This window comes from uncultured Cetobacterium sp., from assembly GCF_945952365.1.
In the GTDB taxonomy this organism is placed as follows: domain Bacteria; phylum Fusobacteriota; class Fusobacteriia; order Fusobacteriales; family Fusobacteriaceae; genus Cetobacterium_A.
In genome coordinates this window covers 1-26,681 of the sequence record NZ_CAMFHX010000033.1, presented here as the reverse complement: position 1 = coordinate 26,681, position 26,681 = coordinate 1, and the positions used below count along the sequence as shown (strand labels likewise).

Sequence of the window (26,681 nt, the reverse complement as noted above, 5' to 3'; positions counted from 1 at the left end):
TGAAGGGAAAAGAAAAGCAGCTCACGTCATTTTTGTGAGCTGCTATTTTTTATTTTAAAAAATTTTGTTTTATAAAAAAGGAGTGGTTATGGCTTATAAATTTGAAACAATTCAGCTTCACGGTGGACAATATCTAGATTCAGAAACAGGTTCAAGAGCAGTTCCAATTTATCAAACATCATCATATGTATTTAAAGATAGTGATCATGCAGCAAGATTATTTTCTTTAGAAGAACCAGGAAATATATATACAAGATTAGGAAATCCAACAACAGCAGTGTTAGAGGAAAGAGTAGCTCTTTTAGAGGGCGGTGTCGGAGCATTAGCCGTTGCTTCTGGAGCAGCAGCAGTTGCCTATACATTTTTGACTATAGCAAAATGTGGTGATGAAATACTTTCAGCAAGTAATATATACGGAGGTACATATAACCTTTTAGCAAATACAATAAAAGATTATGGTATTGAATCAAAATTTTTTAATCCAAAAAATTTAAATGAGTTAAGAGCTTTAATCAATTCTAAAACAAAGATAATATTTATAGAGAGTTTAGGAAATCCGAGTGGAGATGTTGTAGATATTGAAGGAATATCAAGTATTGCTCGGGAATACAATATTCCACTCGTTGTAGATAATACATTTGCAACTCCATATTTAATAAGACCATTTTCATATGGTGCAGATATAGTTGTTCATTCAGCAACAAAATTTTTAGGCGGTCATGGGACTTCAATAGCGGGAGTGATTGTTGATAGTGGAAAATTTAATTGGAAAGATGAAAAATTTGAGAGTTTCAATACTTCGGATAGTGGGTATCATGGTTTAAAGTACTCTGATTTAAATGAAAATGCATTCATAACAAAAGCAAGAGTAAAAACACTCAGAGATACAGGAGCTGCTCTTTCACCATTCAACGCGTTTCTAATTCTTCAAGGAATAGAAACGTTATCTTTGAGAATGGAAAGACATGTGAAAAATGCAAAAGAGGTTGCGAAGTTTTTATATGAAAACAATGAGGTTGAGTGGCTTAGTTATCCAGAATTTGATGAAAACGCCGATAAACAGTTGGTAGAAAAATATCTTAAAAATGGTGCAACATCTATATTTACTTTTGGTTTAAAAGGTGGTAGAGAACGTGCAAAAAAATTCATAGATTCTTTAAAACTATTTTCTCACTTAGCCAATGTCGCTGATGCAAAATCTCTGATTATACACCCAGCTTCGACAACACATGGACAACTGAGTGATACTGAGTTAGAAAAATCAGGAGTTAAACCTGAAACGATAAGAATATCAGTTGGCTTAGAAAATATAGACGATTTGATTTTGGATTTACAAAAAGCAATAGAATTGAGTAGATAGAGGAGGAATCATGAAGATTAAAAATTTATATAAAAAGAAATCACCAGTTATATCATTTGAAATATTTCCACCTAACGAAAAATATCCTATTGAAAGTGTATTTGAAACAATTGATGAGCTTGTAAAATTAAAACCCGATTTTATAAGTGTGACATATGGCGCTGGTGGAACAAGTAGGGGAAGAACTGTAGAAATTGCATCTAGAATAAAAAATATACACGGAATAGAAGCTTTAGCTCACTTAACATGTATAGGTACAAAAGAAAGTGAGATAGATAATATATTAGAGGAATTAAAAAAAGAAAATATAGAAAATGTTTTAGCTTTAAGAGGAGATCTTCCAAAAGATGCTGAAATAATTGAAGGTGATTTTAAATATGCTAGTAAGCTAGTTGAAAAAATAAAAAAAGAGAGTGCTTTATGTGTTGGGGGTGCATTCTATCCTGAGGGACACTTAGAAACAAATGACCTTTTAGATCTATTTTATTTAAGAGAAAAAGTTAAAAAAGGAACAGACTTTTTAATATCACAGATTTTCTTTGATAACAACCATTTCTATAGCTTCAAGGAAAAATGTGAAAAGTTAGGAATTGATATCCCTTTAATTGCAGGTATTATTCCAGTGACAAATGCAAATCAGATAAAAAGAATAACAGAGCTGTGTGGATCAACAGTTCCGTTAAAGTTTCAAAAGATATTAGAAAGATATGCAAATAATCCAGAAGCATTAAAAGAAGCTGGAATAGCGTATGCTGTTGAGCAAATAATTGATCTTTTATCCTCGGGAGTCTCTGGGATTCATATTTATACAATGAATAAAGTTGATGTCACTAAAGAGATTATGAGAAGAATAGAGAAAGTTAAAGATTGTTTAGGGGAGGTGGGTTAAAATAAAAATAGGGATTATAAATCTGATGCCGATAAAACAAGAGGTGGAATATCAATTTTCAACAATTTTTGAAGATATAGATAAAAATATAGAGTTGAAATACATATACCCCATAACTCATAGATATAAAAATATATCTTTAGATTATTTAAAAGAGAAATATACACCTCTAAATCGAATATGTGAGGATGAATATGATGGATTTATTGTAACTGGTGCTCCTATAGAGATGTATGAATATGAAAAGGTAGATTTTTGGAAAGAGATAGATCAGTTTTTTAAAAAGAATAAACTTCCAACAATCTATATCTGTTGGGCTGCTCAAGGAGCTTTATATTCAAAGTTTGGAATAGAGAAACATAAGTTAGAGAAAAAACTATTTGGTATATATGAGCATGAAGTGAAAGCAGAAAATCCATTTATAAAAAATAAATTTTGTGCTCCTCATTCAAGAAATACATACAATAAAAAAGAGAGCATTCAAGAATCTGGCTTAATAATAATTGGAGAATCAGAGGAAGCAGGAGTGTATATATGTTCAACGACCGATTATAAAAGTATATTTATTTCAGGTCATAGTGAATATCAAGTTGAACGTTTAAAATTTGAGTATGAAAGAGATAAAGCAGAGATTCCAAAGAACTATTTTGTACAAAATAACCCAGATAATGAAATAAATTTTAGTTGGAAAAATCATAGAGATGAATTTTATAAAAATTGGATAAAGTTTATAGGAGGAATAAGATGAAAATAGGAATTATAGGTGTTGGAACTGTTGGTGGAGGAGTATTAGAGCTTTTAGATAAAGAGAGAAAAAATATAGAGAAAAGAGTTGGAGAGAAAATAGAGATATCTTGGATTTGTGATTTGAAGGAAAGTGTGAATAGAGAACAAAATTATAGATTTACTAAAAATTATGAGGATATTTTAAAAGATGAAAGTGTAGAAACTATAATTGAGTTAATCGGAGGGAATACAACAGCATTTCATATAGCTAAAGAAACTTTGAAGAGTGGGAAAAACTTGATAACTGCAAATAAATATCTTTTAGCAACAAAAGGAAAAGAGATTTTTAAGTTGGCTAAGGATAATAGTGTGAAAATATTTTTTGAAGGGGCTGTTGCAGGTGGAACTCCAGCAGTATCATCTATCTATGAAGGAACATTTTCTGGAGGAATAAAAAAAATAAGAGGGATTTTAAATGGAACATCTAACTATATTTTAAGCAAGATGGAAGAGGGATATACCTATGAAAAAGCTCTTAGTGTGGCTCAGAGTAATGGATATGCAGAGTTAGATCCAACATTTGATGTAAAAGGTATTGACACTGCTCATAAGATTAGTTTATTATCATATTTAGTATGGGATGAACTTATAGATTTTGAAAATATTAAAATAGAAGGAATTGATAAAATAACAAAAGAAGAAGTTGAAGCTGCTAAAGTTTTAGGAAAAAGATTTAAGCTTATAGGTGAAGCAGTAAAGAGTAAAGATGGGATTAAAATATATGTAAAACCATCCTTAGTGGGTGAAGAAGATCAGTTGTATGGAGTAAAAGATGTATATAATGGAATTGAAAGCTATGGAGAGCATCTAGGAGAGACATTCTTCTATGGAAAGGGAGCTGGTGCATTGCCAACAGCGAATGCAATTATAGCTGACTTATATAAAATTAAAAATTCAAATGCTTGGAATTAGAAGAGGGGGGAATATGTTCGTTCAAAATAAAATATATGTGTTAGATGGTGCTACTGGAACAGCAATTCAAAGTTATAATCTAGAGGAGAAGGACTATAGTTTTGAAGGGAAAGGATATAAAGGGTGTCATGATATATTAAATATAACTAGAAAAGATATAGTTTTAGATGTACATAGAAGATATATCGAAGCAGGTGCTGATATTATTGAAACAAATACATTTAATTCAAATAGCGTTTCTTTAAAAGATTATGGTATTGAAGATAAATCCTACAGCTTATCATTTGAGGGAGCTAGATTAGCTAAAGAGGCTGTTATAAATTCAAAAAGAAAAGTTTTAGTAGCAGGTTCGATAGGACCAACAAATAAAAGTGCATCTATTCCAACTAAAAGTAGTATTTTAGATAGAGAGATTAGTTTTGATGAGTTATTCGAGAACTATTGTATTCAAGCACAGGCATTATATGATGGCGGAGCTGATCTATTTTTAATAGAAACTATCTATGATGGTTTAAATGCAAAAGCAGCAGTTATGGCTTGTGAAGAGATTTCAGAGAAAGTTGGAAGAAAAATTCCCATAATGATTTCAGCCACGGTTGATAGAAATGGGAAAATATTATCGGGGCAAGATATAAAATCTCTTATAACATCTTTAGATAGAGACAGTATTGTTTCTTTTGGACTGAATTGCTCTTTTGGTGCAAAAGATTTGATACCTTTAATTGAATCGTTGAGTGAATATACAGAGAAGATGTTATCTGTATACCCTAACGCTGGATTTCCAGATGAAAATGGTGAATATCTAGAAAAACCAGAGATGATGCTAGAACATTTAAAAGATTTGATTGATAACAAGAAAATAAATATTATCGGTGGTTGCTGTGGAACAACACCAAAGCATATAAAATTAATAAGTGAATATTGTAATGGAAAAATTCCTAGAGAGATTGATATTAAAAAAACTGATGGTTTTTTTTTAGCTGGAAATAGGCCATTAAAAGATAACTTGAATTTTTATTTAGTTGGAGAGAGAAATAATATTGCAGGTTCTAGAAAATTTAAAAGATTGATTGAAGAGAAAAAATATGAAGAAGCTTTAGAGATTAGTCGAGAACAGATTGAAAATGGAGCTAGTATAATTGATATAAATTTAGATGATGCTCTTTTAGATTCTAAAGTTGAGATGGAAATATTTTTGAAAACTTTAAGTAATGATATCGCTGTTTCACAAATACCAATAATGATTGATTCTTCAAACTTTGATGTGATAGAGGTTGCGTTGAAAAATATTCCTGGAAAGGCTATTGTAAACTCAATCAGTTTGAAGGAGGGGGAGAAGGAGTTTCTAAGAAAAGCTAAAGTTATTAAGAGTTATGGTGCTGCGGTTGTTGTTATGGCTTTTGATGAAGAGGGCCAAGCCGTAGAGTACAATAAAAAAATAGATGTTTGTAAAAGAGCATACAATCTATTAGTAGAGAATGGATGGAAAAAAGAAAACATTGTTTTTGATCCAAATATCTTAACTATAGGCACTGGAAGAGAGGAGGACAGATATCACGCTGTAGATTTTATTCGAGCCACAGAGTGGATATCTAAAAATTTAAAAGGAGCTAAAATTAGTGGTGGAATAAGTAATCTATCTTTTGCTTTTAGAGGAAACAGCAATTTAAGAAAACTTATTCATGATAGATTTTTAGAAAAAGCAATTAAAAATGGTTTGAATATGGGGATTGTAAATCCAAATGAAGAGGTGATTGAGTTTTCTGAAGAGTTGGTTACTTTAGTTGATAGATTGATAGACGGTGAAGATGTCGTTGATGAAGTTTTAGAAAAATTTAAAACTGTAGTAGTAGATAGGAAAAGTAATTCAGATTTATCACTTTCGAAGATAGAAAAAAACGTTGAAGAGAGATTGAAAACTAAAATATTAGAAGGAAAAGTTAGGGATTTAGAATCTGATATAGATGAAGCCTTAAAAAGTTATAAAGCTTTAGATATTATTCAAAATATTTTGATGGTTGCTTTAGAGGAGGTAGGAGATAGATTTGAAAAAGGAGAGTTTTATCTTCCACAGATTATAAAGTCAGCAGTTGTTATGGAAAATGCTGTAAAATATTTAACACCTCATATAAAACAAAAAGAAACCTATAAGAAATCTAAAAGAAAAATTTTAATGTGTACTGTTAAAGGGGATGTTCATGATATCGGTAAAAATATTACAAAAACTGTCTTAACATGTAATGGATATGATGTTATTGATTTAGGAGTTATGGTCGATAAGGAGACAATATATAATTCCGCAGTAGAATATAAAGTAGATGCAGTTACATTGAGTGGATTAATAACTCCATCTTTAAGTGAAATGAAAGAAGTTTTAGAGCTATTTGATAAAAATAATAAAACTATACCCATTATTATTGCTGGAGCTGCTACATCTAAACTACATACTGCCTTAAAATTAGAGCCAGTATATAAAAAATCTGTGTTTTATACAACAGATGCTTCTTCAACAGTCGTTTTATTGGATTCTTTATTAGGAGAAGCGTCAAAAATATTTAAAGAGAAAGTAGAAAACGAGTATCAAAATTTAAGAGAGCTTTATTATAGTAATAAAAATAATACTATTACAAAAGATATATCTACAGCTAGATTAAATGGTATTCATAAAAGCTATAACCCAATTGCTCCAAAATCATTTGAAAAAAAAGTTCTACAGATTCAAATTCAAAATGTATTAAAAAATATTGACTGGAGTATTTTTTTATCAACTTTAAAAGTTAAAGGTAGTTCTGAAGAGAAAACAGTTTTAGATGAAGCATATAGAACTTTAAAAGATTGGTCAAGTAAAAATATTGTCATTAAAGTTATCTATAAAATTTGTGAAGTTTCAAAAAATAATGATTTTTTAGATATTGCTGGAATGAAAATTCCTTTAATTAGAAATCAAGGTTCAACAAATGAATCACTTGCAGATTATTTCGAAGAAGAAGACTATTTGGGTATATTTATTGCCAGTATTAAACCTGATAACGAGACAGATATCTTTCAACAACTTCTAGCAAATACTTTAGTAGAAGCCTCTTCAGAATATCTACAAGAATATATCTCTAAAAGTAATTGGAATATTCATATAAAGCCAGCTATAGGATATCCTTGTCTACCCGATCACTCTTTAAAAAAAGATATATTTGAATTTTTAAAAGCTGAAAATATTGGTGTGAAATTGAGTGAAAACTTTTCAATGAAACCTTTATCCACAGTTTGTGGAATATATATTGGTAATCCAAAAAGTGAATATATATCACCACGTATTATACTTGATGACCAAATTGAGGAGATTTCAAAAGTGAGATTGATCTCTCCAACAATTCTAAAAAGATATATGGGTCTATAAAAAACCACGCCAAGCATAAAAATTGGTTGCTTGGCGTTTACTTTAATTATAATTATTTTTATACATCTAGCGAAAAAACTTTAGCTAGATATTTTGCTACTCCATTTTCATCATTAGTCAGTTCTAAAACTTCAAACTCTTTTTTTAAATCATCAAAACCATTGGGCATAACTAATCCTTTTCCAGCAAATTTTAACATCTCATAGTCATTGAATGCATCTCCGAAAGCAATTGTATGCTCTAAGTCTATATTTTTAGAATTAGCTAGTGCTTTTAAAGCCTTACCTTTTGAAGTTTCAAAATGAACTACATCAAGATAATCCTCTTGAGAAATGAAGGCATTTACTTCTTTTAAAGAGTTAAAATCAACTGATAGTTTTTCTAATTTACTGTTATCTTTGCTCATTAATACAATTTTTTCAAAATCGAATGAAGATATGTTATCCATATTTAATTCTATAGGATTTTGAGCTGGATTATATAAGTAAGTATTAACTATATCAAGTGTTCCTTCTTCGATATATAGTTGAGCGCCATAACTTCCTAAAAAAGTACAACCATTATTTAAAGCTGTTGTGAAAACTAATTTAGCAATATTTTTATCAATAATCTTTTGAAAGATTAATTCCCCTTTGTTGTTATAAATAGTTGAACCATTATTACAAATAATTTCACCATTCAGTTCTAAAATATCATATATTTGTTTTGCACCTTTCAAATTTCTTCCAGTTGCAATGATGAAATAGATTCCTCTCTCTTTTAGTAATTTAATAACTTTTTTTGTGTAATCTGAAACCCCTTTATTGCTATTTACAAGAGTACCATCTAAATCCGAAATTATTAATTTATACATTGCCTTGCCCCCTTTATTAAATTATATTTTCAAATGTATTATAGTATTAAAAAATTATAAATACAATATTAATATTTGAAAAAAATAGAATCTATGTTAAAATGTTATAAAACACATGTTAGAATGTGAAACAAATTAGGAGCAAAGGAAGTTAAATGAAAAAATCAAGGGTACTAATTTTACACGATAGTGAAAAAGCTAAAACATCACTAGAGGAACTAGGATTATATTTATTACAAGATTACGAATTCGAGTTTTTGAATATTGCAGAATATTCAAAAAATAATTGGAAAAACTACGATTTTATTATATTTGACAGTTATAACGACTATGTTTTTGAATGTTTTAAAGAAAAATTAGATAGAATAGTAGTATCTGTCAATATCTTAAAAGAAGAAAGACCTTCTGATTACATAAAAAGAGGAGCAACTAATTTCCTTTTAAAACCCTACTCTTTAAAAGAGATTAGATTAGTATTAGATCAACTAAAAGAAACTATTTTTATAAAAGATGAAGCTGAAGAAAATAGATTAAAGTTTTATACTTTAATGGACAATATTCCATATATGGCTTGGTTTAAAAATAAAAGTAGCCAATATATGATTGTTAACAATGAATTTAAAGAGCATTGTGGAAAAGATTTTGATACCATCAGGGGAAAAGATGATCAATTTGTATGGGATGGTATGATTGGGGAAAACTGCAGAGAGTATGATTTGAAAGTAATGACAGAAAGAAAGCAATTGATATTTGATGAAATTATTCCTGGAAAAAAAGGTTATAAGCAGTTTAATATCTATAAGATTCCTGTTGTTGATACAAAAGATAATATTTTGGGGACTATGGGAATTGCTAAAGATATAACAGATTTAAAAAATAAAGATGTTAAATTTGATATATTACTAGAAAATATGCCTTTTGCTGTTTTTACAAAAAATAGACAGGGAGACATTATTCAAAGTAACTCTACTTTTTATAAACTTACAGAGTTAAATAAACTTATGTATTTAAATTTAAAAGAGGAAGATATACTTGGAAAAGAACATAAAGAAAGTATTGAGATAGAGGATAAGGATGTTATTTTTAATAAAAGTAATATCAGTTTGGTAAGAACTTTACTAACTAAGTCGGGGGAAAAGATTGTTGAAGTTTTTAAATCTCCAATTATAGATATATCTGGAGAGGTTATTGGGATAGTTTGTACTATGAGAGATGTTACTGAGATGAAAAGTCAAGAAGCTAGAATAAAGAAAATGGCATATACAGATGCCCTTACAGGATTAGCTAATAGAAGAGGGTTATACAATTTCATTGAAAGTGAACTCGTTAAAAATGATGCAGATGCAACAATTATGTTTATGGATTTAGATAATTTTAAACATTTAAATGATAATTTCGGTCATCAACATGGAGATGAAATTTTAATAGAATTTGCAGAAGATTTACAAAATATATGTAGAGATGGTTTCGTTTCTAGAATAGGTGGAGATGAGTTTGTTATCGCCTGGGAAGGAAAGATGAATAAAGAGACTGCAACTGAAACAGCAGATAAAATTTTAAATCTATTAACAGGTAAAAAAATAAAGTTTACTACATTATCTGCAAGCATTGGAATAGTAACTGGAAATACCGGAGAAGAAAGTATTGACAACTTCTTAACTAAAGGAGATTTAGCTCTATACAAAGCAAAAGATCAAGGTAAAAATCAATATGTATTTTACAATAAAGATTTAGATAAAAAAAGATGTCTAAATGAAGAGATTGAGCAAGATTTAAGAAACGCTTTAGAAAAAGATGAACTTGAATTATATTATCAACCTCAATATTGTTGTAATAAGAATTTAGTTGGATTAGAAGCTTTACTGAGATGGAATAATGATAAATACAGAAGAGTTCCAATTATAGATATAATTAACATAATGGAAAAATCTACTTTAATAGATGAAATTGGAAACTTTATAATCAGAAGTGCTTTTGCATTTGCTAAAAAAGTAAATGAAAATAGAGATAGAAAAATAGTTGTATCTGTTAATATTTCAGCAGTTCAAATTATGAAACATAATTTTGTTAGAAATATTAAAAGAATTATAAATGAAGTTGATGTAAATCCTAAATATGTAGGGATTGAAATAACAGAAACAGTGTTACTTCAAAATATAGATGAAAATATATTAAAAATTAAGAATTTAAAAGATATCGGAGTAAAGATATCTCTTGACGATTTTGGGACTGGATATTCAGCATTTAATTATTTAGTGAAACTTCCTTTATCTAATATAAAAATAGATAAAAGTTTTGTATGGGGGATGAAGGATAGCGATGAATATAAAACACTAGTTAAATTGTGTATTGATACTGCTCATGCATTAAATTTAAGAGTTGTCGCAGAGGGTGTTGAGACAAAAGAGGATTTAGAGCTTTTAAAATATATGAAATCAGATTACATTCAAGGGTATCTGTTCTCAAAGCCACTACCTAAATCTGAAATATTAGAAACAATTTTATAAATAATATATATTAAAGAGTAAAAGAAAGGTGAAATTAAAACTTTTACTCTTTTTTTTTCGTCAAAAAATTTGGTGATTTTAATTTTTATGCTTATAATAGAATCACAATTACATATTATTAAAATTTAGGAGGAAAACATGGAAAGAATTAATACTTTAAAAAAGGAGATTTCTAAAAAAGTTATTGGACAACAAGATATGGTTCACAAAATACTTATAGGAATTTTGACAGGAAACCATATTCTTTTAGAAGGTCTTCCTGGATTGGCAAAATCATTGACAGTAAATACTATTGCAGAAACACTTGGATTAAGTTTTTCGAGAATACAATTTACACCAGACTTATTACCTAGTGATATAGTTGGAACAGAGATTTATAATGAAAAGACTGGAGATTTTCACGTTAAAAAGGGACCTATATTTGCTAATATAATATTAGCTGATGAGATAAATAGAGCTCCTGCAAAAGTTCAATCAGCGTTATTAGAAGCAATGCAGGAAAAACAAGTTACAATAGCTAATGAGACATTTAAATTAGATAAACCGTTTATAGTTTTGGCAACACAAAATCCTATAGAGCAAGATGGGACATATCCATTACCTGAAGCACAACAAGATAGATTTTTAATGAAGGTAAAAATAGAGTATCCAACTTACGAAGAGGAGATGGAGATTATTGAACTTTTAACAGGAGAAAAAGAGTTCGATGATATACCTATTGAAACTATAATAACACCTAAAGATATAGAGGAAATAAAGGAAGAGATTAAAAAAATTAGCATAGACCCTAAGTTAAAAAAGTATATTTTAGATATCGTATTTAAAACAAGGGAGCAATCTGAATATATAGCATGTGGAGCGTCACCAAGAGCTAGTATAGGGCTTATTATAGCTTCAAAAGCAGCAGCTTTCTTAGAGGGAAGAAGTTTTGTTATGCCTCAAGATATTAAAAAAGTTATTTATGATGTTTTACGTCATAGATTGATACTTACATATGAAGCTGAAGCTGAGAATAAAAGCGTAGAGGATATTATAGAGGACATATTAAAAACAGTAGTTTTACCCTAAGGAGTGAGAACCTATGAGTTTTGAAAACAGTAGAGAAAGCAAAAAAGAACTGTTGAAAAAAATAAAAAATATAGAAATAAAAGCTACAATTTTATCAGATAATATTTTTGCAGGACAATATCAATCTTGTTTAAAAGGAAACGGAATGGAGTTTGCTGATATTAGAAGGTATGCTCCAGGAGACGATGTAAAAAAAATAGACTGGAAAGTTACAGCAAAACAAAGAAAAGCATATGTAAAAGAGTTTGTAGAAGAAAGAGAGCTTTCTGTATTTTTATTGGTGGATGTATCAGCTTCAAATAGATTTAAAGATAAATTAGATTTAATAACTGAGTTAGTTGGTAGTTTAGCGTTTAGTGCTAATAAAAATGGAGATAGAGTTGGAGCTCTATTTTTTTCTGATGAGATTGAAAAAGTTATCTCTTTAAAGAAAGGTAAAAAACATGCACTTTCAATTATAGAAAACCTATTGACTTTAAATCCAAAAGGCCAAAATACAAATATAGCGAATGCTCTTAGATATTTTGGAAAAATATTTAAAAGACGATCTATTATCTTTTTAATCTCTGATTTTTTAGATGATAACTATGAAAGAGAGCTGAAGATTTTATCAAAAAGACATGAAGTAATTTCAGTTAGAATAGGTGACAGAAAATTTGAATCACTGCCTAAAGGAGCTATTTTTACTTTAGAGGATTCAGAAACAGGAGAGCAGATTGTAGTTGAAAACTATAAATCAAAAAGTGATTTCAATATAACTAACTTAAAAAATGGTATCAATCTTTATGTTGGTGAAGACTATGTTAAAGAGATATCAAGATTTTTCTGTCAAGGGAGAGTAAAATGAAAAAGATAAAACTATTAGCACTTTTTATCTTCATATTTTTATCACTTTTAAGTTTTGGAGATGAGATTAAAGAAAATAAATATTATGTAGGAGATAAAATCGTATTAAAGATATCTGGAGATATCAGTAGTGAAGATATAAAAGAGCATATGAAAGAGTTTAAAATATACTCTTTAGATAAAGAAAAAGATAGCTCATATATAGTTACATTTTCTAGTTATGAAGTCGGAGAAAAAGAGATTATTTTAGGTGATAAAAGATTAAAATTGCTAATATCTTCGAGTTTAACTGAAGAGGATAAAGAACCTTTTAAAGAGCTATCTGATTTAAATAATATGTATGTAGAAAAAGATTATCCATATCTTGCTATAATTTCTGGTATGAGTGGAATTTTTACAATTTTGTTGGCAATAGCATTATATATAATAAATCGATTAAAAAATCCCTATATTATTTTTAAGAAGGGAATTTCTAAAGTTAATGAGAATAACTGGACAGAGAAAATTAGTTTAGAGTTAAGAAAGTATATAGATAGTGTGTATAAAACAAATTTTCTAGGTGGAGATTATAAACTAGTTTCTCTATTAACTCATAATGATATTGATTTTATTCAAAAAATGGATTATTTAAAATTTGATCCAAATACTGTTTCCAGTGATGAAAAGTATTTGGAATATAAGAAAAAAGCTGTTGAAATAGTTGAAAAACTAAGAAAGGAGAAAAATAGTGTTTAACTTTAAATTACCATATATATTGTTACTAATTCCTATAGTTACCTATCTTTTCTTTAGAAAAAGAGCTAGTGGAGCTATCAAAGTTCCTGGAATACAGATTATAAAAAAACACTCTAAAGGAAGTAAAAAACATCTTTTAGGAAAAGTTCTAATATATTTATCTACAATTTTTATGATATTTGCTTTAGCTCGACCACAGGTTACGAGTGAAGGAAAAATTATAAAAAAAGATGGAATAGATATAGTTATATCTTTAGACTTATCAAAATCTATGGAAGCTCGAGATTTTAATCCAAATAGACTCGAAAAATCAAAAGAAATCCTCAATACTTTTGTGGACAAAAGAGCCAATGACAGAATATCACTAGTAGTTTTTGGTGGTGAAGCATATACAAAGGTTCCTTTGACTTTTGACCATAACGTTTTGAAAAATATGATTTCTACAATTACAACGGATGATATAAGTAGTAATAATAGAACTGCTATTGGAATGGGATTAGGTGTTGCTTTAAATAGATTAAAGGATTCTGACTCAAAATCTAAAGTTGTTATTTTAATGACTGATGGTGAAAATAACTCTGGTGAGATGAGTCCTATTGGAGCTGCAAAAGTAGCTAAAGATTTAGGAATAAAAGTTTATACAATAGGAATTGGAGCAAAAGAGATTCCCATTCCTGGTTTTTTTGGAACTCGATATGTTCAAAACAATGAGCTTGATGAAAATCTACTTCAAACTATTGCAGCCGAAACAAATGGAAAATACTTTAGAGCTAGTGATTCAAAAGAGTTTCAAAATATTTTTAATGAGATTGATAACTTAGAAAAAACTAAAATAGATAGTAGAAGTGTTTATGATATAAAAGAGTATTATGAAGAGTTATTAAAAATCGCACTCTTACTACTACTATTTGGAGTGTTTTTCCAATACTTTAAATATATAAGAATACCTTAAGGAGGGATAGATATGGAATTTGGAAATATAGATAGTTTAAAATTTATACTTATCCCAATATTTACTTTGCTATTTTTAATATTGGGAATAAAAAAAAGACAAGATATTTTAAAAAATATTGGATGGAAAAAAGATACTTTTTACACCTCTCTAAAAGCTATTTTCTTATCTGTAGGAGCTTTTTTTATCTTTTTAGCACTACTTTCACCACAGAAGCTAAAAGAGGAACAAAAAGTTGAGGTTAAAGGAAGTGATTTATATATACTTATAGATATATCTAAATCCATGTTAGCACAAGATAGTTATCCAAATAGACTTGAACTGAGTAAAAATGAATTGAAAGAGATTCTATTAAACTTAAAAGGAGATAGAGTTGGAATAATTCCCTTTTCAGATAGTGCATATATTCAGATGCCTTTAACTGATGATTATTTTATGGCTATAAACTATATAGATGCTATTGATAGTAAGCTTATATCAGGTGGTGGAACACAACTTTTAGAAGCTTTAAAACTTGCAAATAGTTCATTTCAAAAAACAGAAGCAAAAGATAAGAATGTTATAATTTTCTCTGATGGTGGAGATAAAGAACCCGAAGTTTTAGATTTTGTTAAGAAAAATAATTTAAAAACATTTATTCTAGGAGTTGGAACAGAAGAGGGAAGCGTTATTCCAATAGACAACGGATTTATAAAAGATAACTCTGGAAATATAGTAGTCTCAAAATTAAATAACACTTTTTTAAAAGAGTTAGCATCAGAAAGTGGTGGAGAATACTATAGTTTAAATAATTTGAATACAGGTAATTATAAAAAGTTAATTCATGATATTGGAAAGTTAGATAAAACTTCTCAGCGAGAAGAAAATTTAAAAGTATATGAAAAATATTATCAATATCCATTAGGTATTGGTTTGTTCCTAATTTTATTGGGATATTTTTTACCTAAGAAAAAGGAGAGTGAATCATATGTTTAAAATAGTTTCACTTTTTATTTTAGGTATTGGTTTGAGTGTATTCTCTGTTTTTAACTTAAAAAAATCTATGGATAAAACTGAAAATATTGGTTATATAAAATTCTTAGAAGGAAATAGATTTATTGAAGAAAACAAAATAAAAGAAGCTATTGAAGAGTATAAAGTAGCATTGGATAACAATGGTGATGTAAATATAAAAAAGAACTATGAATTGGCTTTAAAATCATTGGAAAATCAACAACAGCAACAGAATAGCTCAGAAAATAATGATAAATCAGAGAATCAAGAAGAGAAGAGTAATAATAACTCTGATAATAATAAAAATTCAGAAGATTCAAAAGATTCTGAAAACTCTCAAAAGGAGAAAGGTGAGTCTTCAGAAAAAGAGTCTCAATCATCTTCTGGAGAACAGCAACAGCAAAATGAAAGTCAAGAAGGGCAAGGACAAAAAGAGCAACAAAAAGCTGATGAATTAAAAAGTATAATGCAACGTCTTGAAAGTAATGAAAAAAAAGCTTTTAAAAACAATGAAAGAGTTTTAAATAAAAGTGAAAATAAAGATAGTGAAAATAGATGGTAAGGAGTAAGAATGAAAAAAACTAGTTTATGTATAATGATGCTACTACTTTGTAAATTAAGTTTTTCAGAGTTAGTCTTAAATGCCTCAAACTTGTCTCCATCTAAAAATGAAGACTTCAATATAGAGGTATCGTTCTTAAATGAGGATAAAGAAAAATATACAATAGAAGGAATAGATAATTTTGATGTTTTTTCTAAAGGTTCAACTAATAGTTACAATTCAATTAATGGAAAAACAACTTCAGCTAAAAGCGATATCTATAGAGTAAGAGCGAAATCTGAAGGAAAATTTTCTCTAAAAGTTAGAACTGATAAAGGAGAAGAGAAGAGTATTGTAATAGATGTTCAAAAGAATGAAACTATAAATTCCTCTTTAAGTAATAGATTTATTCTAAAGAGTATTATCCCTAAAAATACCTTTTATTTTGGAGAAAAAATTCCTTATGAAGAGTATTTCATAAGTGGAGTTAGAGTAAGTTCACTTAATATAGCTAAATCTCCTGACTTTAAAGAGTTTTCAGTTAAAGATATGACTCCATATAGTAATAATAACTACATTCAAAACACAGTCGATTTTAACGGGAAGCAAGGAGTTCAGCTGACACTTTTCAAGGGTATTTTACAGGCAAATAATAGTGGAGTAAAAAAATTATCTTCAAGTAGCCTTAAAATAGGAGAACCTACAAGAGACTTTTTCTATGAAAATACATCATATATCGGCAGAGAAGATATTCAAATAGAGATAAAAGCACTACCTAGTGATGCACCACATGATTTCAAAGGAGTTGTGGGGACTTTGAACTCTTTAGAGAGTTGGAAAACAAAAGAAGTTAATGTAGGTGAAGCCATCACATTGACCTTAACTTTACAAGGAAGTGGAAACTTAGCTCTTATAGATAATCTACCAATAGAAGAAAATATAAATTTTAATATTTTCCAAAATGTTAAAGATTATAATGAAAAAATAATTGATGGAAAATATTTTAATGAGAAAATTTTTGAAATTGCATTTATACCTAAAAAGAGTGGAATACAAAAGACACCGTCAATAAATATTCCTTATTTTAATACAGTTAGTGAAAAGTATGAAATACTTAATATTAAAAGTGAAGAGATCAAAGTAAGTGGAAAATCAATAGAAACACCAATAGCTAATCAGAAAGATATTCAACTTACATATGATAGTCCTATAGATAAAAATAGTGAAAAAAATATAAAAGAAATCGAATTAAATTTACTTCAAATTGAAAAAATTCCTTCAAAAAATAATTTTAAACTATTTTCTGTAGTAATTGGATTTTTTGCACTTATTGAAGCTATAATTATTATAGTTATACTTAGTAGGGGACATGTCTCGAAATCTAAAAAAAGATAAAATTACAAATATCAAAAACTAATTTTTAATGATTTTATATGACGGATTTATAAAATATAAAAAGCGAGTTCTACTTCGAGAACTCGCTTTTTACAAATTTATTTTTTTATTTCTTTTTTTTAATAAACTTTTGGAAATGATTACTATTTAAATCTTTGTTCCCAGAAACCACCTTTTCTTTTCTAGAATTTTCTGTATCGGTCTTTTTTTCTAAAGTTTTAATTTTGAAATATTTTGGATATTTTGAGAAAATATTTTTTTGAATTTTTTCATAGTCAGATCCATCTCCAATAACAAACTCCTCATAAACTTCATCTTCATCATCAACATAGATTGTTATTTCTAATAAATCATTTTTTTTAGTTTTAATAAAATCAAAATCTTTAATTCTTTCTATTAAAAACTCATCAGCTTCATCATCAACTTTATTTAATACAACTAATTCACCATCTAACTCTTTAGCTAATTTTATATAACCCTCTAAAACTTCAATTAACATCTCTCTACTTACATTATACATAAATTTACCTCCAAATATTTTATATTTACACTGTATTATCTCATATTTTATATAAAGTTACAATTCCTATTAAATTACTAGAAATAATTATTATTTTAAACTTATAAAACTACAGATAAGAGGCATTATATTTAGTTTTTACGTAACGTATTTATATATATAATTATTATTTTCTATTATTTGTAATTTTATGTTTAAATAAGATATAAAACCCAACACTACATTATTATGCTTAGCAATATTTTCTGAAAAAATATTTTTAAAAAAATAAAAGTTGACATATTTTGTGAAATATAGTACAATATTCTGTATTTTTAATTACTGATATAATCCTGCAATAAGGGCAGGAGTTTCTACAAGCCACCGTAAATGGCTTATTATTAGGAGGACGAATGGAAAACATTAAACAAAAGAATAATGGTGTGCTAAGAGCTATTGATTCTTATTTTCAACTTAGCGAGCACAACACAACAATTTCAACAGAGTTAACTGCTGGAATTACAACATTTATGACGATGGCATACATTTTAATCGTTCAGCCTCTATTTATGAGCGCTGCTGGAATGGATGTAAAAGCTGTTACTATTGTAACTGCTATACTATCAGCTGCTTTTTCAATCGTTATGGGACTATACACAAATAGACCTTTTGCCATGGCACCAGCTATGGGAGGAAATGCGTTCTTTGCTTATACTTTAGTTGCTGGAGGAATGGTAACTTGGGAAACAGCTATGGGAATGGTATTCTTATCTGGAATAGGATTTTTACTATTAACAATTCTTGGTTTAAGAGGACTTATAGTAGAAGCAATTCCTAAAAATTTAAAGTTCGCTATCGGAGTAGCCGTAGGATTCTTCATAGCTATGGTAGGATTTAAAAATGGTCAAATTATGACTATTGGAAACGGAACAATCTCTATGGGAAATATTTCAAATCCAAATACCATACTTTCTTTAATCGGACTTTTCATTACAATCGCACTTGTTTTAAATAAAGTAAAAGGCGGAGTTCTTATTGGTATTGTTATTACAACTTTACTTGGAATTCCAATGGGAATTACTCAGATACCTCAGAGTTTCTTCTCAATGCCACCATCAATATCTCCAATAGCTTTCAAGCTTGATATTATGGGATCTTTAAAGTTTGCATTTATACCACTTATATTCACATTTTTCGTAGGAGATTTCTTCTGTACACTTGGAACTCTTCTTGGAGTATCTGCTCAAGCGGGACTTTTAGATGAAAATGGAAATTTACCAGAAGTAGATAAACCATTTTTAGTGGATTCTATAGCAACTATTGTTGGAGCCCTATTCGGTTCAACAACAATAACTACTTTCTTAGAATCTGCAGCAGGAGTTGAAGAGGGTGGAAGAACAGGGTTAACTGCAATTTCAACAGGTATATGTTTTATATTTACTATATTCTTAACACCTATAGTTTATATAATACCTTCAGCTGCAACAGCACCAGCTTTAATCTTTATTGGAATCTTAATGATGACAAGTATAAAGTTTATTGATATGGATGATATGACTGAATTTGTTCCAGCTGTTATAACAATAATGTTTACAATCTTTACTGATAATATGGCCTCAGGAATGAGCATGGGTATAATCTCTCATGTTATTATCAAAGTTTTAACTGGAAGATACAAGGAATTAAACGTACCAGTGTTAATTTTAACACTGCCGTTACTTGGTTACTTTATCTTTTTATAAAAATTAGAATTAAATATGTTTAAAATATAAAAGCTGAAGAAAAAAATCCTTCAGCTTTTTATATTTTGTTAATTTATAATTCCTTTTTCAATTAAAAACTTTCTAATAATATTTTCAATTGGTTCCTTCCCTTCAATAGCCAAAAGATTTAAACGTTGCATCTCATCCTCATTTAACATTCCAACTAGAGAATCTAAGGAGTCAATTACATCAGGTTTCATATTCTCAAATCCTTTTTTCATAGTTACAACGACCTCATAAGGTGGGAAAAACTTTAAATCATCCTCTAATAAAAATAGATTGTGCTTAGCTATTAATCCATCAGTAGAATAGACTAGAGCGACCTCTATCTTATCAGAAACTAAAGAGTTTATAACAAGCCCTTGATCCATAGAAAGAATACCGTTAAATTTGATATTATAAGCTTTTTGAATCCCTATAAGTCCATCCTCCCTCTCCATAAATTCATGAGGACCACTTAAAACCATATTTCCTGCATACCTTTTCAAGTCTGTTATAGTTTTTATTCCATATTTTTTAGCAACCTCTGGTTTCATAGCAAAAGCATATGTATTTTCAAATCCCATAGGCTCTCTTATATCTAAGTTATGATATCTTATATACTCCTCTTTAATAATATCAAAAACAGTTGTAGCATCTGCTTTATCTTTTTTTCCAAGATATGCTGCATATGCCACTCCAGTATACTCTGGATATACATCTATATCACCATTTTTTATAGCTTCAAATATAACAGTTCCTGTTCCTAATTCAACAGTTTTCACTCGATATGATGTGTGAGCTTCTATAACTTGAGACATCATAACACCTAAAATTCTTTGTTCATTATAGTTTTTATGCCCTACTATAATCGTAGGAATCCCTTTTTCTTTACTATTTTCATAAACTCTAAATCCGATAAATAAAACTAATAGCGATACAATAACTTTTAAAATTTTTATACTTCTTTTCTTTTCCATCCGATTTGTAAGCATCCCACTCGGTGTTAAAACTTTTTCTAACACACCTAAAAAGTAGTTAGCAACAAATGCTAAAATCGCTGTCGGAATAGCTCCTGTTAAAACTAAATTATTATTACTCGTTGAAATCCCTCTAAATATTAGTTCACCAAGTCCTCCAGCACCTATCAATGCCGCAATCGTCGCAGTTCCTATCGTTGCAACTGTAGAGATTCTAATTCCTCCCATTATTACTGCAACTGCAATTGGAAGTTTAACTTTTGTAAGAACCTGAAAGTTTGTCATTCCCATTCCTACTGCCGCTCCAATTGTAGATTGGTCAACTCCTTTTATACCTATATAGGTATTTGTAATTATTGGAAGTAACGAATAGAGAAAAAGTACAAAAACTGCTGGTTTTAATCCAATTCCCATAATTGGAATTATCAGACCAAATAAAGCTAAACTTGGAATCGTTTGAAATATTCCAGCTATTGTTAAGACAATTTTTGATAATCTCTCACTTCTAATTATAAATATACCTATAGGAACCCCTATAAGAATTGCGATACTCACAGCTAGTCCTGTTATCTCAATATGTTGAAGCAAAGCTGTATTTACCTCTGGAAGTTTTTCTAAGAAATATTTTATAAAAGAGTTTAAAAAGTTCATAAAATATCCCCTCCTTCATCAATTGATTCTTGAAATTCTGGTGAAGGAGCTATTTTACTGATAGCATTAACTAAACCTAAATTAGTTATAACACCTGTTAATCTATTATTACAATCCACTACTGGCATGACTTTCGCATTTTCACTAGACATCTTATTCAAAACATCCAAAAGATTGCTATCTTTATCTATAGTAGAAAAATCTATATCCATAACCTCTCTAACTCTTAAAATATTATTTTCCATAGCATGAACTAAATTTTTCCTAAAGATTATTCCAATTGGCTCACTATGCTTCCCCGCTTCGCTTTCGGTTACAATTAAAAAATCTGTATCATGTGTTTTAAGAAGATTAAAAGCTCTTGAGATATTACTTCTTTTTTCGATTGTCCAATACTGTTTAGACATTATATCCGAGACTAAAAGCTTCTTTGGAGTTTTCCAAATTCTATCTTTTCCTATAAATTGCTCTATATATTCTGAAGCTGGATTTTTTAAAATCTCATCTGGAGTTCCAAATTGTAAAATTTCACCATCTTTTAAAAAGGCTATTTTTTCTCCTAATTTTATAGCTTCATCCATATCGTGGGTTACAAATATTATTGTTTTTCCCAACTCTTTCTGTAATTTTAAAACCTCATCCTGAATACTCTCTCTAGTTATCGGATCTAAAGCTGAAAATGGTTCATCCATAAGAATTATATCTGGGTTGGTAGCTAAGGCTCTAGCTATACCAACTCTTTGCTTCTGCCCTCCAGATACTTCATGTGGATATTTATCATAGTATATTTCAGGATCAAGATTTAAAAGTTGAAGTAATTCAAACGCTCTACTCTTCCTTTTATCCTTTTCCCATTTCAAAAGTTTAGGAACAAGTTCTATATTCTCACCTATAGTCATGTGTGGCATAAGTCCTTCTTTTTGAATAACATAACCTATTCTTCTTCTTAAAATAATGGGATCAACTTTACTGATATCCTCACCATCTATAAGTACTATTCCATTGCTCGGATCAATCAATCTGTTAATTAATTTCATTGTAGTTGTTTTTCCACACCCAGATTCCCCAATCAAAACTACAAACTCTCCAGTTTTTACTTTGAAATCTATATTTTTTAAAATTAGTGTATTTTTATCATAGGATTTTGTAACTTTTTTAAACTCAATCATATTAATCACCTCAAAATATAAATTTTTGTAAAACAAAAGCAACTAATCCTATATACTTTCCATTCCTAAATTTCCTTTTTTAATTACACCTTTAACAATAAAAATCTATTTAAGAATCTTTCAATAGATTTTTATATGTTGAATTTATTCCTATAGCTCCTAATGGTGCAGTTATCAAAACACTCAATATCGCAATAGCTTGCATAACTTCACCACCTGCAACCCCCATCTGTAAAGGAATTCCAGATTTTGCTGACTGCACTGTAGCTTTAGGCAGATACGCTATCACACAAAATAGTCTTTCTTTATATGTAAGCTCTGTTCCAACTAATGCTATCAAGACTCCTAACGATCTTATAGATAAAGAGAAGAAAAGTATAGTCAATCCTATAAAAAAGTATCCTCCTACAAGGGCTGGATTTATAGCCATTCCTACAAAAGTAAATAGATATATTTTTCCATACTTCCATATAGAGTTCATACCTCCATGAACCTCTTTATATCCCTCTCCTGAATAGTAACGAATAAAAAACCCAAGAGACATAATTGTAAGTAATGAGTTATATAGTGAGAAGTGATATCTGTTTTCTATAAATCTCAATCCCATACATAAAGTAAATATTATTGCTATTTTTAACTTTGGATTTCTAATATTCAAAAAAGATTTTTTTCCAATAAAAGCTACTATCCATCCCATAAATAAACTTAACACTATTGAAATTGGTATAAGTAAAAGCTGAGTTTTTATATCGAAACTTCCCCCATCTATTTTTTGAAAATATACAGCTAAGAAAGATGTAAATAGTGTTATAGCTATTGTGTCATCAGCTGATGCTCCTACTAAAAGTAGCTGTGGTATAGATTTTTTTTGTCCAATATTCTTATCTATTAAACTTACCATAGATGGTATTAATACAGCTGGACTAACTGCTGCGATTATAAACCCTAAAATAGCTCCTTGAATAAATGTAAAGTTTAAGAATAACATCGAAAGATAAGCTACTGCGAACCCTTCTAAAGTTGCTGGTATAATACTAAGCAATACAGCTGGACGTCCTATTTTTTTTATTTGATCCGCTCCGATTCCAAGCCCTCCAATAAACAGAACTATAACTAAAGCTATATCTTTTAACACTGGTGCAAAACTTAATGCTAACTCAGGAGTTTTATTAAATCCATGTGGTCCTATTAAAACACCTGCAATCATCATCCCTATTAAAGATGGGATTTTAAATTTTTCTACAATCTTACCTAAATAGTTTGAATAAATTGCTAAAAAAATGAAAAAAACTAAAGTAATCATAAATTTTTCCTCCTTAAAATAAAAAAGACTCCTACCCTTAAAAAAGAGTAGGAGTCATTAGCTTTACGCGTTTAATGGCGAACTCCATCGCCTATTTATTATCAATCTAGAATTATTATATCATATTTTAAAATAAAGTAAACAATTATTTTTTTTAAGAATAATTGTATTTTTTTTGTTGAATATTGATTCTATAAGGGTATATACCATATTTTTTGTATATATTGTAGTTATTATGTTCAATAAAAATATAAAATACACTTGACATAATAATTCTTTCATTATAAAATACATTAGAAATAAAATTTCAAAAAAATATATTTAGGAGGGAATGTATGTTTAGTTATTTACAAAAAATTGGTAAAGCACTAATGGTTCCTGTTGCAGTATTACCTGCTGCTGCAATTTTATTAGGTTTAGGTTACTTTATTGACCCAACTGGTTGGGGAGGAAACAGTGCTCTTGCTGCGTTTCTAATTAAATCAGGGGCTGCTATCATAGATCAAATGCCGATTCTATTCGCTGTGGGAGTTGCCTTTGGAATGTCTAAGGACAAAAATGGTTCAGCTGCATTAACTGGTCTAGTAGGATTCCTTGTAATCACTACTCTTTTATCACCTGGAGCTGTAGGACAAATCATGCAAATTGAAAATGTTCCAGCTGGATTTAGCAAAATCAACAACCAATTCATAGGAATTTTAGTTGGGGTTATCTCATCAGCTTTATACAACAGATTTAGTGATGTAGAGTTACCTAAAGCTCTTTCGTTCTTCAGTGGAAAAAGATTGGTTCCTATCATTACATCTTTCGTTATGATTCTTGTTTCATTCATTTTAATGTATGTTTGGCCAACAATCTACGATGGATTAGTAAACTTTGGAGAAGCAATAAGTGGAATGGGAGCTATTGGAGCTGGAATCTATGGATTCTTAAATAGATTACTTATCCCTGTTGGATTACATCATGCATTAAACTCTGTATTCTGGTTTGACGTTGCTGGAATAAACGATATCCCTAAGTTCTTAGGAGGAGCTCAATCAATCGCTAACGGAACTGGAATCCCAGGAATTACTGGAATGTACCAAGCTGGATTCTTCCCAATAATGATGTTTGGACTTTTAGGAGCTGCAGTTGCATTCGTAAAAACAGCTAAACCTGAAAATAAAGATAAAATTAAATCTATCATGATTGCTGCTGGGTTTGCAACTTTCTTAACTGGAGTTACTGAGCCTTTAGAGTTCGCTTTCATGTTCGTAGCACCTGGATTATACTTAGTTCACTGTATTTTAACTGGAATCTCTTTATTCATAGCTGCTTCTATGCAATGGATGGCTGGATTTGGATTCTCAGCTGGTTTAATCGATATGTTATTATCATCTAGAAACCCATTAGCTACTAACTGGTATATGCTAATCATTCAAGGTGCTGTATTCTTCGTATTATACTATGTAATATTTACTGCAGTTATAACTAAGATGAACTTAAAAACTCCTGGAAGAGAAGATGAGGATTCATCTGATGAAGCTACAACTTCTTCTAAGCCAACTACAAATGATGAGTTAGCTGAAAAGTTAATCCCTCTTTTAGGTGGAGTAGATAATATTGTTATCGTTGATAACTGTATTACAAGATTAAGACTTGAAGTGAAGGATAACACTTTAGTTCAAGATGCTGAAATCAAAAAATTAGGTATTGCTGGGGTATTAAAAGCTGGAAAAACTTCGGTACAAGTTATCGTAGGAACTCAAGTTGAATTCGTAGCAAATGCTTTAAAAAGATTAACTGGAAAATAAGAGTATATCTAGATAGAGTTGGGAGAAATCTCAACTCTTTTTATTTTGTTTAGATTTGAATTTTACCTGATTCAGTGGTAAACTGTAGTAAGAATAGTTTTAGGAGGGGGATATGAGGATACTTCATACTTCTGATTGGCACTTAGGGAAAAAGTTAGAGGGTCAATCTAGAATAATAGAACAAAAATTATTTATAAATGATTTAGAAAAAATAGTAAGAGAAGAGGAAATAGAACTTATACTTTTAGCTGGTGATATTTATGATACTTATAATCCATCTGCCGAAGCTGAAAAACTATTTTTTGATAGTATAAAACAACTTTCTTTAAATGGTAAAGTAGGTATTGTAGTAATTCCTGGAAACCATGATAACCCTGCAAGATTAAATGCCGTTAGTCATTTGGCAAAAGACTATGGCGTTATTATCTATGAAACAGCATTTCAAGAGATTGAAGTTGGAAAATATGGCTCTTTAAACATATATAAAAGTACTTCAGGTGGAATATTTATAGAAAAAAATGAAAAAAAACTTTACCTATATAATCTTCCATTTCCAAGTGAAGCTATTTTAAATGAAACATTTGAAGATAAAAAATTCAACTGTAGAATAAAAGAGATTTTAGAGGAGGGAATTGCTCATAATAACGAGGAGATTCCTTCTGTACTTATGACACACATATACGTTGCTGGATCTATGGGTGAAGGTGAAGTTGCACTCGAGCTAGGTGGGTCTAGAGCTATAGCTACAAGTGATTTACCAGATGTGAATTATATTGCATTAGGTCATGTGCATAAACCCATGTCTTTCAAAAGTAAAAATGCTTACTACTGTGGTTCACCATTAGAATATCGAATTACTGAGAATAAGTTTGATAAAAAAGTTTTTGTAGTAGATATCTCTCAAAGTGAAACAATTGTAAAAGAGGTAGCAATAACAAACTACAAACCTATTAAAGAGTATGTTGTAGAGGGAGCAGAAGAGGCAATTCAAAAATCCAACGAGCTTTTAGAAAGTAATGAGTGGATATACTTAAAAGTGAAACTGAATGAACCTTTAACAAATTCAGCAATTAGAAAGATTAAAGCCAATAAAAATGTTTTAGAGATTATTCCTATTATAAATATAGAGGAGAAAGAAAACGAAGTTACTATTTATAACGAATTGAACTTAGAAGAGGCTTTTATAGAGTTTTTTAAAGAGGAGAGTGAGGGATTAGCTCCAAATGATAACATTTTGAAACTTTTCTTAGAGCTTTTAGAATCTGTTAACTAAAGATGAAAAATAGGTCCAATTCCTTAAAAAGGGATAAAGA

The 26,681-nt window shown here is 29.3% G+C and carries 21 protein-coding genes and 2 riboswitches; of the genes, 16 read left to right on the top strand and 5 right to left on the bottom strand.

Features of this window, described 5'->3' with window-relative positions; all coding sequences use genetic code 11:
• Positions 1-88 precede the first annotated feature (88 nt).
• From Q0O83_RS10385 to metH, 5 genes are read left to right on the top strand one after another with little or no spacing between them, the layout of a single operon-like run.
• Complete coding sequence (locus Q0O83_RS10385; protein ID WP_294096850.1) at positions 89-1,360, top strand: aminotransferase class I/II-fold pyridoxal phosphate-dependent enzyme; 1,272 nt, start codon at positions 89-91, stop codon at positions 1,358-1,360.
• A gap of 10 nt (positions 1,361-1,370) precedes the next feature.
• Entirely contained in the window at positions 1,371-2,249 is an 879-nt protein-coding gene (gene metF, locus Q0O83_RS10380; RefSeq protein WP_294096848.1) for a methylenetetrahydrofolate reductase [NAD(P)H], read from the top strand.
• Position 2,250: 1 nt separating this feature from the next.
• Complete coding sequence (locus tag Q0O83_RS10375; RefSeq protein ID WP_366515962.1) at positions 2,251-2,997, top strand: homoserine O-succinyltransferase; 747 nt, start codon at positions 2,251-2,253, stop codon at positions 2,995-2,997.
• On the top strand, positions 2,994-3,947 hold the full coding sequence (locus Q0O83_RS10370) for a homoserine dehydrogenase (protein WP_294096846.1): 954 nt from the start codon (positions 2,994-2,996) through the stop codon (positions 3,945-3,947). Before Q0O83_RS10375 ends, Q0O83_RS10370 begins: the two co-directional genes overlap by 4 nt.
• A gap of 13 nt (positions 3,948-3,960) precedes the next feature.
• Positions 3,961-7,341: a methionine synthase gene (metH, locus tag Q0O83_RS10365; protein WP_294096844.1), complete on the top strand. Its 3,381-nt coding sequence runs from the start codon at positions 3,961-3,963 to the stop codon at positions 7,339-7,341.
• Between the two features lie 58 nt (positions 7,342-7,399).
• Here metH and Q0O83_RS10360 read toward each other — a convergent pair whose 3' ends face one another.
• On the bottom strand, positions 7,400-8,194 hold the full coding sequence (locus Q0O83_RS10360; protein ID WP_294096842.1) for a Cof-type HAD-IIB family hydrolase: 795 nt from the start codon (positions 8,192-8,194) through the stop codon (positions 7,400-7,402).
• 155 nt (positions 8,195-8,349) lie between these two features.
• Between Q0O83_RS10360 and Q0O83_RS10355 the strand changes: the two genes are divergently transcribed.
• The 8 genes from Q0O83_RS10355 to Q0O83_RS10320 all read left to right on the top strand — a co-directional run bounded on the left by Q0O83_RS10355 (position 8,350) and on the right by Q0O83_RS10320 (position 17,231).
• Positions 8,350-10,701: a bifunctional diguanylate cyclase/phosphodiesterase gene (locus tag Q0O83_RS10355; RefSeq protein ID WP_294096840.1), complete on the top strand. Its 2,352-nt coding sequence runs from the start codon at positions 8,350-8,352 to the stop codon at positions 10,699-10,701.
• 138 nt (positions 10,702-10,839) lie between these two features.
• A complete protein-coding gene (locus tag Q0O83_RS10350; protein WP_294096838.1) occupies positions 10,840-11,769 on the top strand; it encodes an AAA family ATPase in 930 nt (309 codons plus the stop codon).
• 13 nt (positions 11,770-11,782) lie between these two features.
• A complete protein-coding gene (locus Q0O83_RS10345; protein WP_294096836.1) occupies positions 11,783-12,616 on the top strand; it encodes a DUF58 domain-containing protein in 834 nt (277 codons plus the stop codon).
• The gene (locus Q0O83_RS10340) at positions 12,613-13,350 is read left to right on the top strand and encodes a hypothetical protein (RefSeq protein WP_294096832.1); all 738 of its coding nucleotides are present in this window, start codon (positions 12,613-12,615) and stop codon (positions 13,348-13,350) included. Before Q0O83_RS10345 ends, Q0O83_RS10340 begins: the two co-directional genes overlap by 4 nt.
• Positions 13,343-14,302 (top strand): VWA domain-containing protein, encoded by a 960-nt coding sequence (locus tag Q0O83_RS10335; RefSeq protein WP_294096828.1) that lies wholly within the window; start codon positions 13,343-13,345, stop codon positions 14,300-14,302. The genes Q0O83_RS10340 and Q0O83_RS10335 overlap by 8 nt, the downstream gene beginning before the upstream one ends.
• 12 nt (positions 14,303-14,314) lie before the next feature.
• The gene (locus Q0O83_RS10330) at positions 14,315-15,277 is read left to right on the top strand and encodes a VWA domain-containing protein (protein WP_294096826.1); all 963 of its coding nucleotides are present in this window, start codon (positions 14,315-14,317) and stop codon (positions 15,275-15,277) included.
• Positions 15,270-15,857, top strand: coding sequence for a hypothetical protein (locus tag Q0O83_RS10325; protein ID WP_294096824.1), 588 nt, complete (start codon positions 15,270-15,272; stop codon positions 15,855-15,857). The genes Q0O83_RS10330 and Q0O83_RS10325 overlap by 8 nt, the downstream gene beginning before the upstream one ends.
• Positions 15,858-15,866: 9 nt before the next feature.
• Positions 15,867-17,231 (top strand): BatD family protein, encoded by a 1,365-nt coding sequence (locus tag Q0O83_RS10320; RefSeq protein WP_294096820.1) that lies wholly within the window; start codon positions 15,867-15,869, stop codon positions 17,229-17,231.
• A 106-nt stretch (positions 17,232-17,337) separates the two neighbouring features.
• Here Q0O83_RS10320 and Q0O83_RS10315 read toward each other — a convergent pair whose 3' ends face one another.
• Positions 17,338-17,751, bottom strand: a complete 414-nt coding sequence (locus Q0O83_RS10315) for a hypothetical protein (protein WP_294096819.1) — start codon at positions 17,749-17,751, stop codon at positions 17,338-17,340.
• A 302-nt stretch (positions 17,752-18,053) separates the two neighbouring features.
• Positions 18,054-18,151, top strand: a riboswitch (purine riboswitch).
• Here Q0O83_RS10315 and Q0O83_RS10310 point away from each other — a divergent pair.
• The gene (locus Q0O83_RS10310) at positions 18,144-19,472 is read left to right on the top strand and encodes an NCS2 family permease (RefSeq protein ID WP_294096817.1); all 1,329 of its coding nucleotides are present in this window, start codon (positions 18,144-18,146) and stop codon (positions 19,470-19,472) included. It overlaps the preceding riboswitch by 8 nt.
• A 68-nt stretch (positions 19,473-19,540) precedes the next feature.
• Here Q0O83_RS10310 and Q0O83_RS10305 read toward each other — a convergent pair whose 3' ends face one another.
• The 3 genes from Q0O83_RS10305 to Q0O83_RS10295 all read right to left on the bottom strand — a co-directional run bounded on the left by Q0O83_RS10305 (position 19,541) and on the right by Q0O83_RS10295 (position 23,575).
• A complete protein-coding gene (locus Q0O83_RS10305) occupies positions 19,541-21,103 on the bottom strand; it encodes a glycine betaine ABC transporter substrate-binding protein (RefSeq protein ID WP_294096815.1) in 1,563 nt (520 codons plus the stop codon).
• Positions 21,100-22,272, bottom strand: a complete 1,173-nt coding sequence (locus Q0O83_RS10300; RefSeq protein ID WP_294096813.1) for a betaine/proline/choline family ABC transporter ATP-binding protein — start codon at positions 22,270-22,272, stop codon at positions 21,100-21,102. Before Q0O83_RS10300 ends, Q0O83_RS10305 begins: the two co-directional genes overlap by 4 nt.
• A gap of 109 nt (positions 22,273-22,381) precedes the next feature.
• Positions 22,382-23,575, bottom strand: coding sequence for a cation:proton antiporter (locus tag Q0O83_RS10295; protein ID WP_294096809.1), 1,194 nt, complete (start codon positions 23,573-23,575; stop codon positions 22,382-22,384).
• Between the two features lie 41 nt (positions 23,576-23,616).
• A riboswitch (Fluoride riboswitch) is annotated at positions 23,617-23,676 on the bottom strand.
• A 234-nt stretch (positions 23,677-23,910) separates the two neighbouring features.
• Here Q0O83_RS10295 and nagE point away from each other — a divergent pair.
• Together nagE and sbcD are read left to right on the top strand one after the other, a co-directional pair.
• Complete coding sequence (nagE, locus tag Q0O83_RS10290; RefSeq protein ID WP_294096807.1) at positions 23,911-25,368, top strand: N-acetylglucosamine-specific PTS transporter subunit IIBC; 1,458 nt, start codon at positions 23,911-23,913, stop codon at positions 25,366-25,368.
• A 112-nt stretch (positions 25,369-25,480) separates the two neighbouring features.
• Positions 25,481-26,641 carry an exonuclease subunit SbcD gene (gene sbcD, locus Q0O83_RS10285; RefSeq protein ID WP_294096806.1) on the top strand — a complete coding sequence of 387 codons (1,161 nt, stop codon included), beginning with the start codon at positions 25,481-25,483 and terminating at the stop codon, positions 26,639-26,641.
• The last annotated feature ends 40 nt before the right edge of the window (positions 26,642-26,681 follow it).

What these genes read in the sequence shown, in the direction of transcription:
- Q0O83_RS10325 (WP_294096824.1), top strand. Translation starts at nt 15,270, where the DNA reads ATGTTTAAAATAGTTTCACTTTTTATTTTAGGTATTGGTTTGAGTGTA.
- sbcD (WP_294096806.1), top strand. Translation starts at nt 25,481, where the DNA reads ATGAGGATACTTCATACTTCTGATTGGCACTTAGGGAAAAAGTTAGAG.
- Q0O83_RS10345 (WP_294096836.1), top strand. Translation starts at nt 11,783, where the DNA reads ATGAGTTTTGAAAACAGTAGAGAAAGCAAAAAAGAACTGTTGAAAAAA.
- Q0O83_RS10340 (WP_294096832.1), top strand. Translation starts at nt 12,613, where the DNA reads ATGAAAAAGATAAAACTATTAGCACTTTTTATCTTCATATTTTTATCA.
- Q0O83_RS10355 (WP_294096840.1), top strand. Translation starts at nt 8,350, where the DNA reads ATGAAAAAATCAAGGGTACTAATTTTACACGATAGTGAAAAAGCTAAA.
- nagE (WP_294096807.1), top strand. Translation starts at nt 23,911, where the DNA reads ATGTTTAGTTATTTACAAAAAATTGGTAAAGCACTAATGGTTCCTGTT.
- Q0O83_RS10350 (WP_294096838.1), top strand. Translation starts at nt 10,840, where the DNA reads ATGGAAAGAATTAATACTTTAAAAAAGGAGATTTCTAAAAAAGTTATT.
- Q0O83_RS10360 (WP_294096842.1), bottom strand. Translation starts at nt 8,194, where the DNA reads ATGTATAAATTAATAATTTCGGATTTAGATGGTACTCTTGTAAATAGC.
- Q0O83_RS10315 (WP_294096819.1), bottom strand. Translation starts at nt 17,751, where the DNA reads ATGTATAATGTAAGTAGAGAGATGTTAATTGAAGTTTTAGAGGGTTAT.
- Q0O83_RS10305 (WP_294096815.1), bottom strand. Translation starts at nt 21,103, where the DNA reads ATGAACTTTTTAAACTCTTTTATAAAATATTTCTTAGAAAAACTTCCA.
- Q0O83_RS10300 (WP_294096813.1), bottom strand. Translation starts at nt 22,272, where the DNA reads ATGATTGAGTTTAAAAAAGTTACAAAATCCTATGATAAAAATACACTA.
- Q0O83_RS10370 (WP_294096846.1), top strand. Translation starts at nt 2,994, where the DNA reads ATGAAAATAGGAATTATAGGTGTTGGAACTGTTGGTGGAGGAGTATTA.
- Q0O83_RS10385 (WP_294096850.1), top strand. Translation starts at nt 89, where the DNA reads ATGGCTTATAAATTTGAAACAATTCAGCTTCACGGTGGACAATATCTA.
- Q0O83_RS10330 (WP_294096826.1), top strand. Translation starts at nt 14,315, where the DNA reads ATGGAATTTGGAAATATAGATAGTTTAAAATTTATACTTATCCCAATA.
- metF (WP_294096848.1), top strand. Translation starts at nt 1,371, where the DNA reads ATGAAGATTAAAAATTTATATAAAAAGAAATCACCAGTTATATCATTT.
- metH (WP_294096844.1), top strand. Translation starts at nt 3,961, where the DNA reads ATGTTCGTTCAAAATAAAATATATGTGTTAGATGGTGCTACTGGAACA.
- Q0O83_RS10320 (WP_294096820.1), top strand. Translation starts at nt 15,867, where the DNA reads ATGAAAAAAACTAGTTTATGTATAATGATGCTACTACTTTGTAAATTA.
- Q0O83_RS10310 (WP_294096817.1), top strand. Translation starts at nt 18,144, where the DNA reads ATGGAAAACATTAAACAAAAGAATAATGGTGTGCTAAGAGCTATTGAT.
- Q0O83_RS10295 (WP_294096809.1), bottom strand. Translation starts at nt 23,575, where the DNA reads ATGATTACTTTAGTTTTTTTCATTTTTTTAGCAATTTATTCAAACTAT.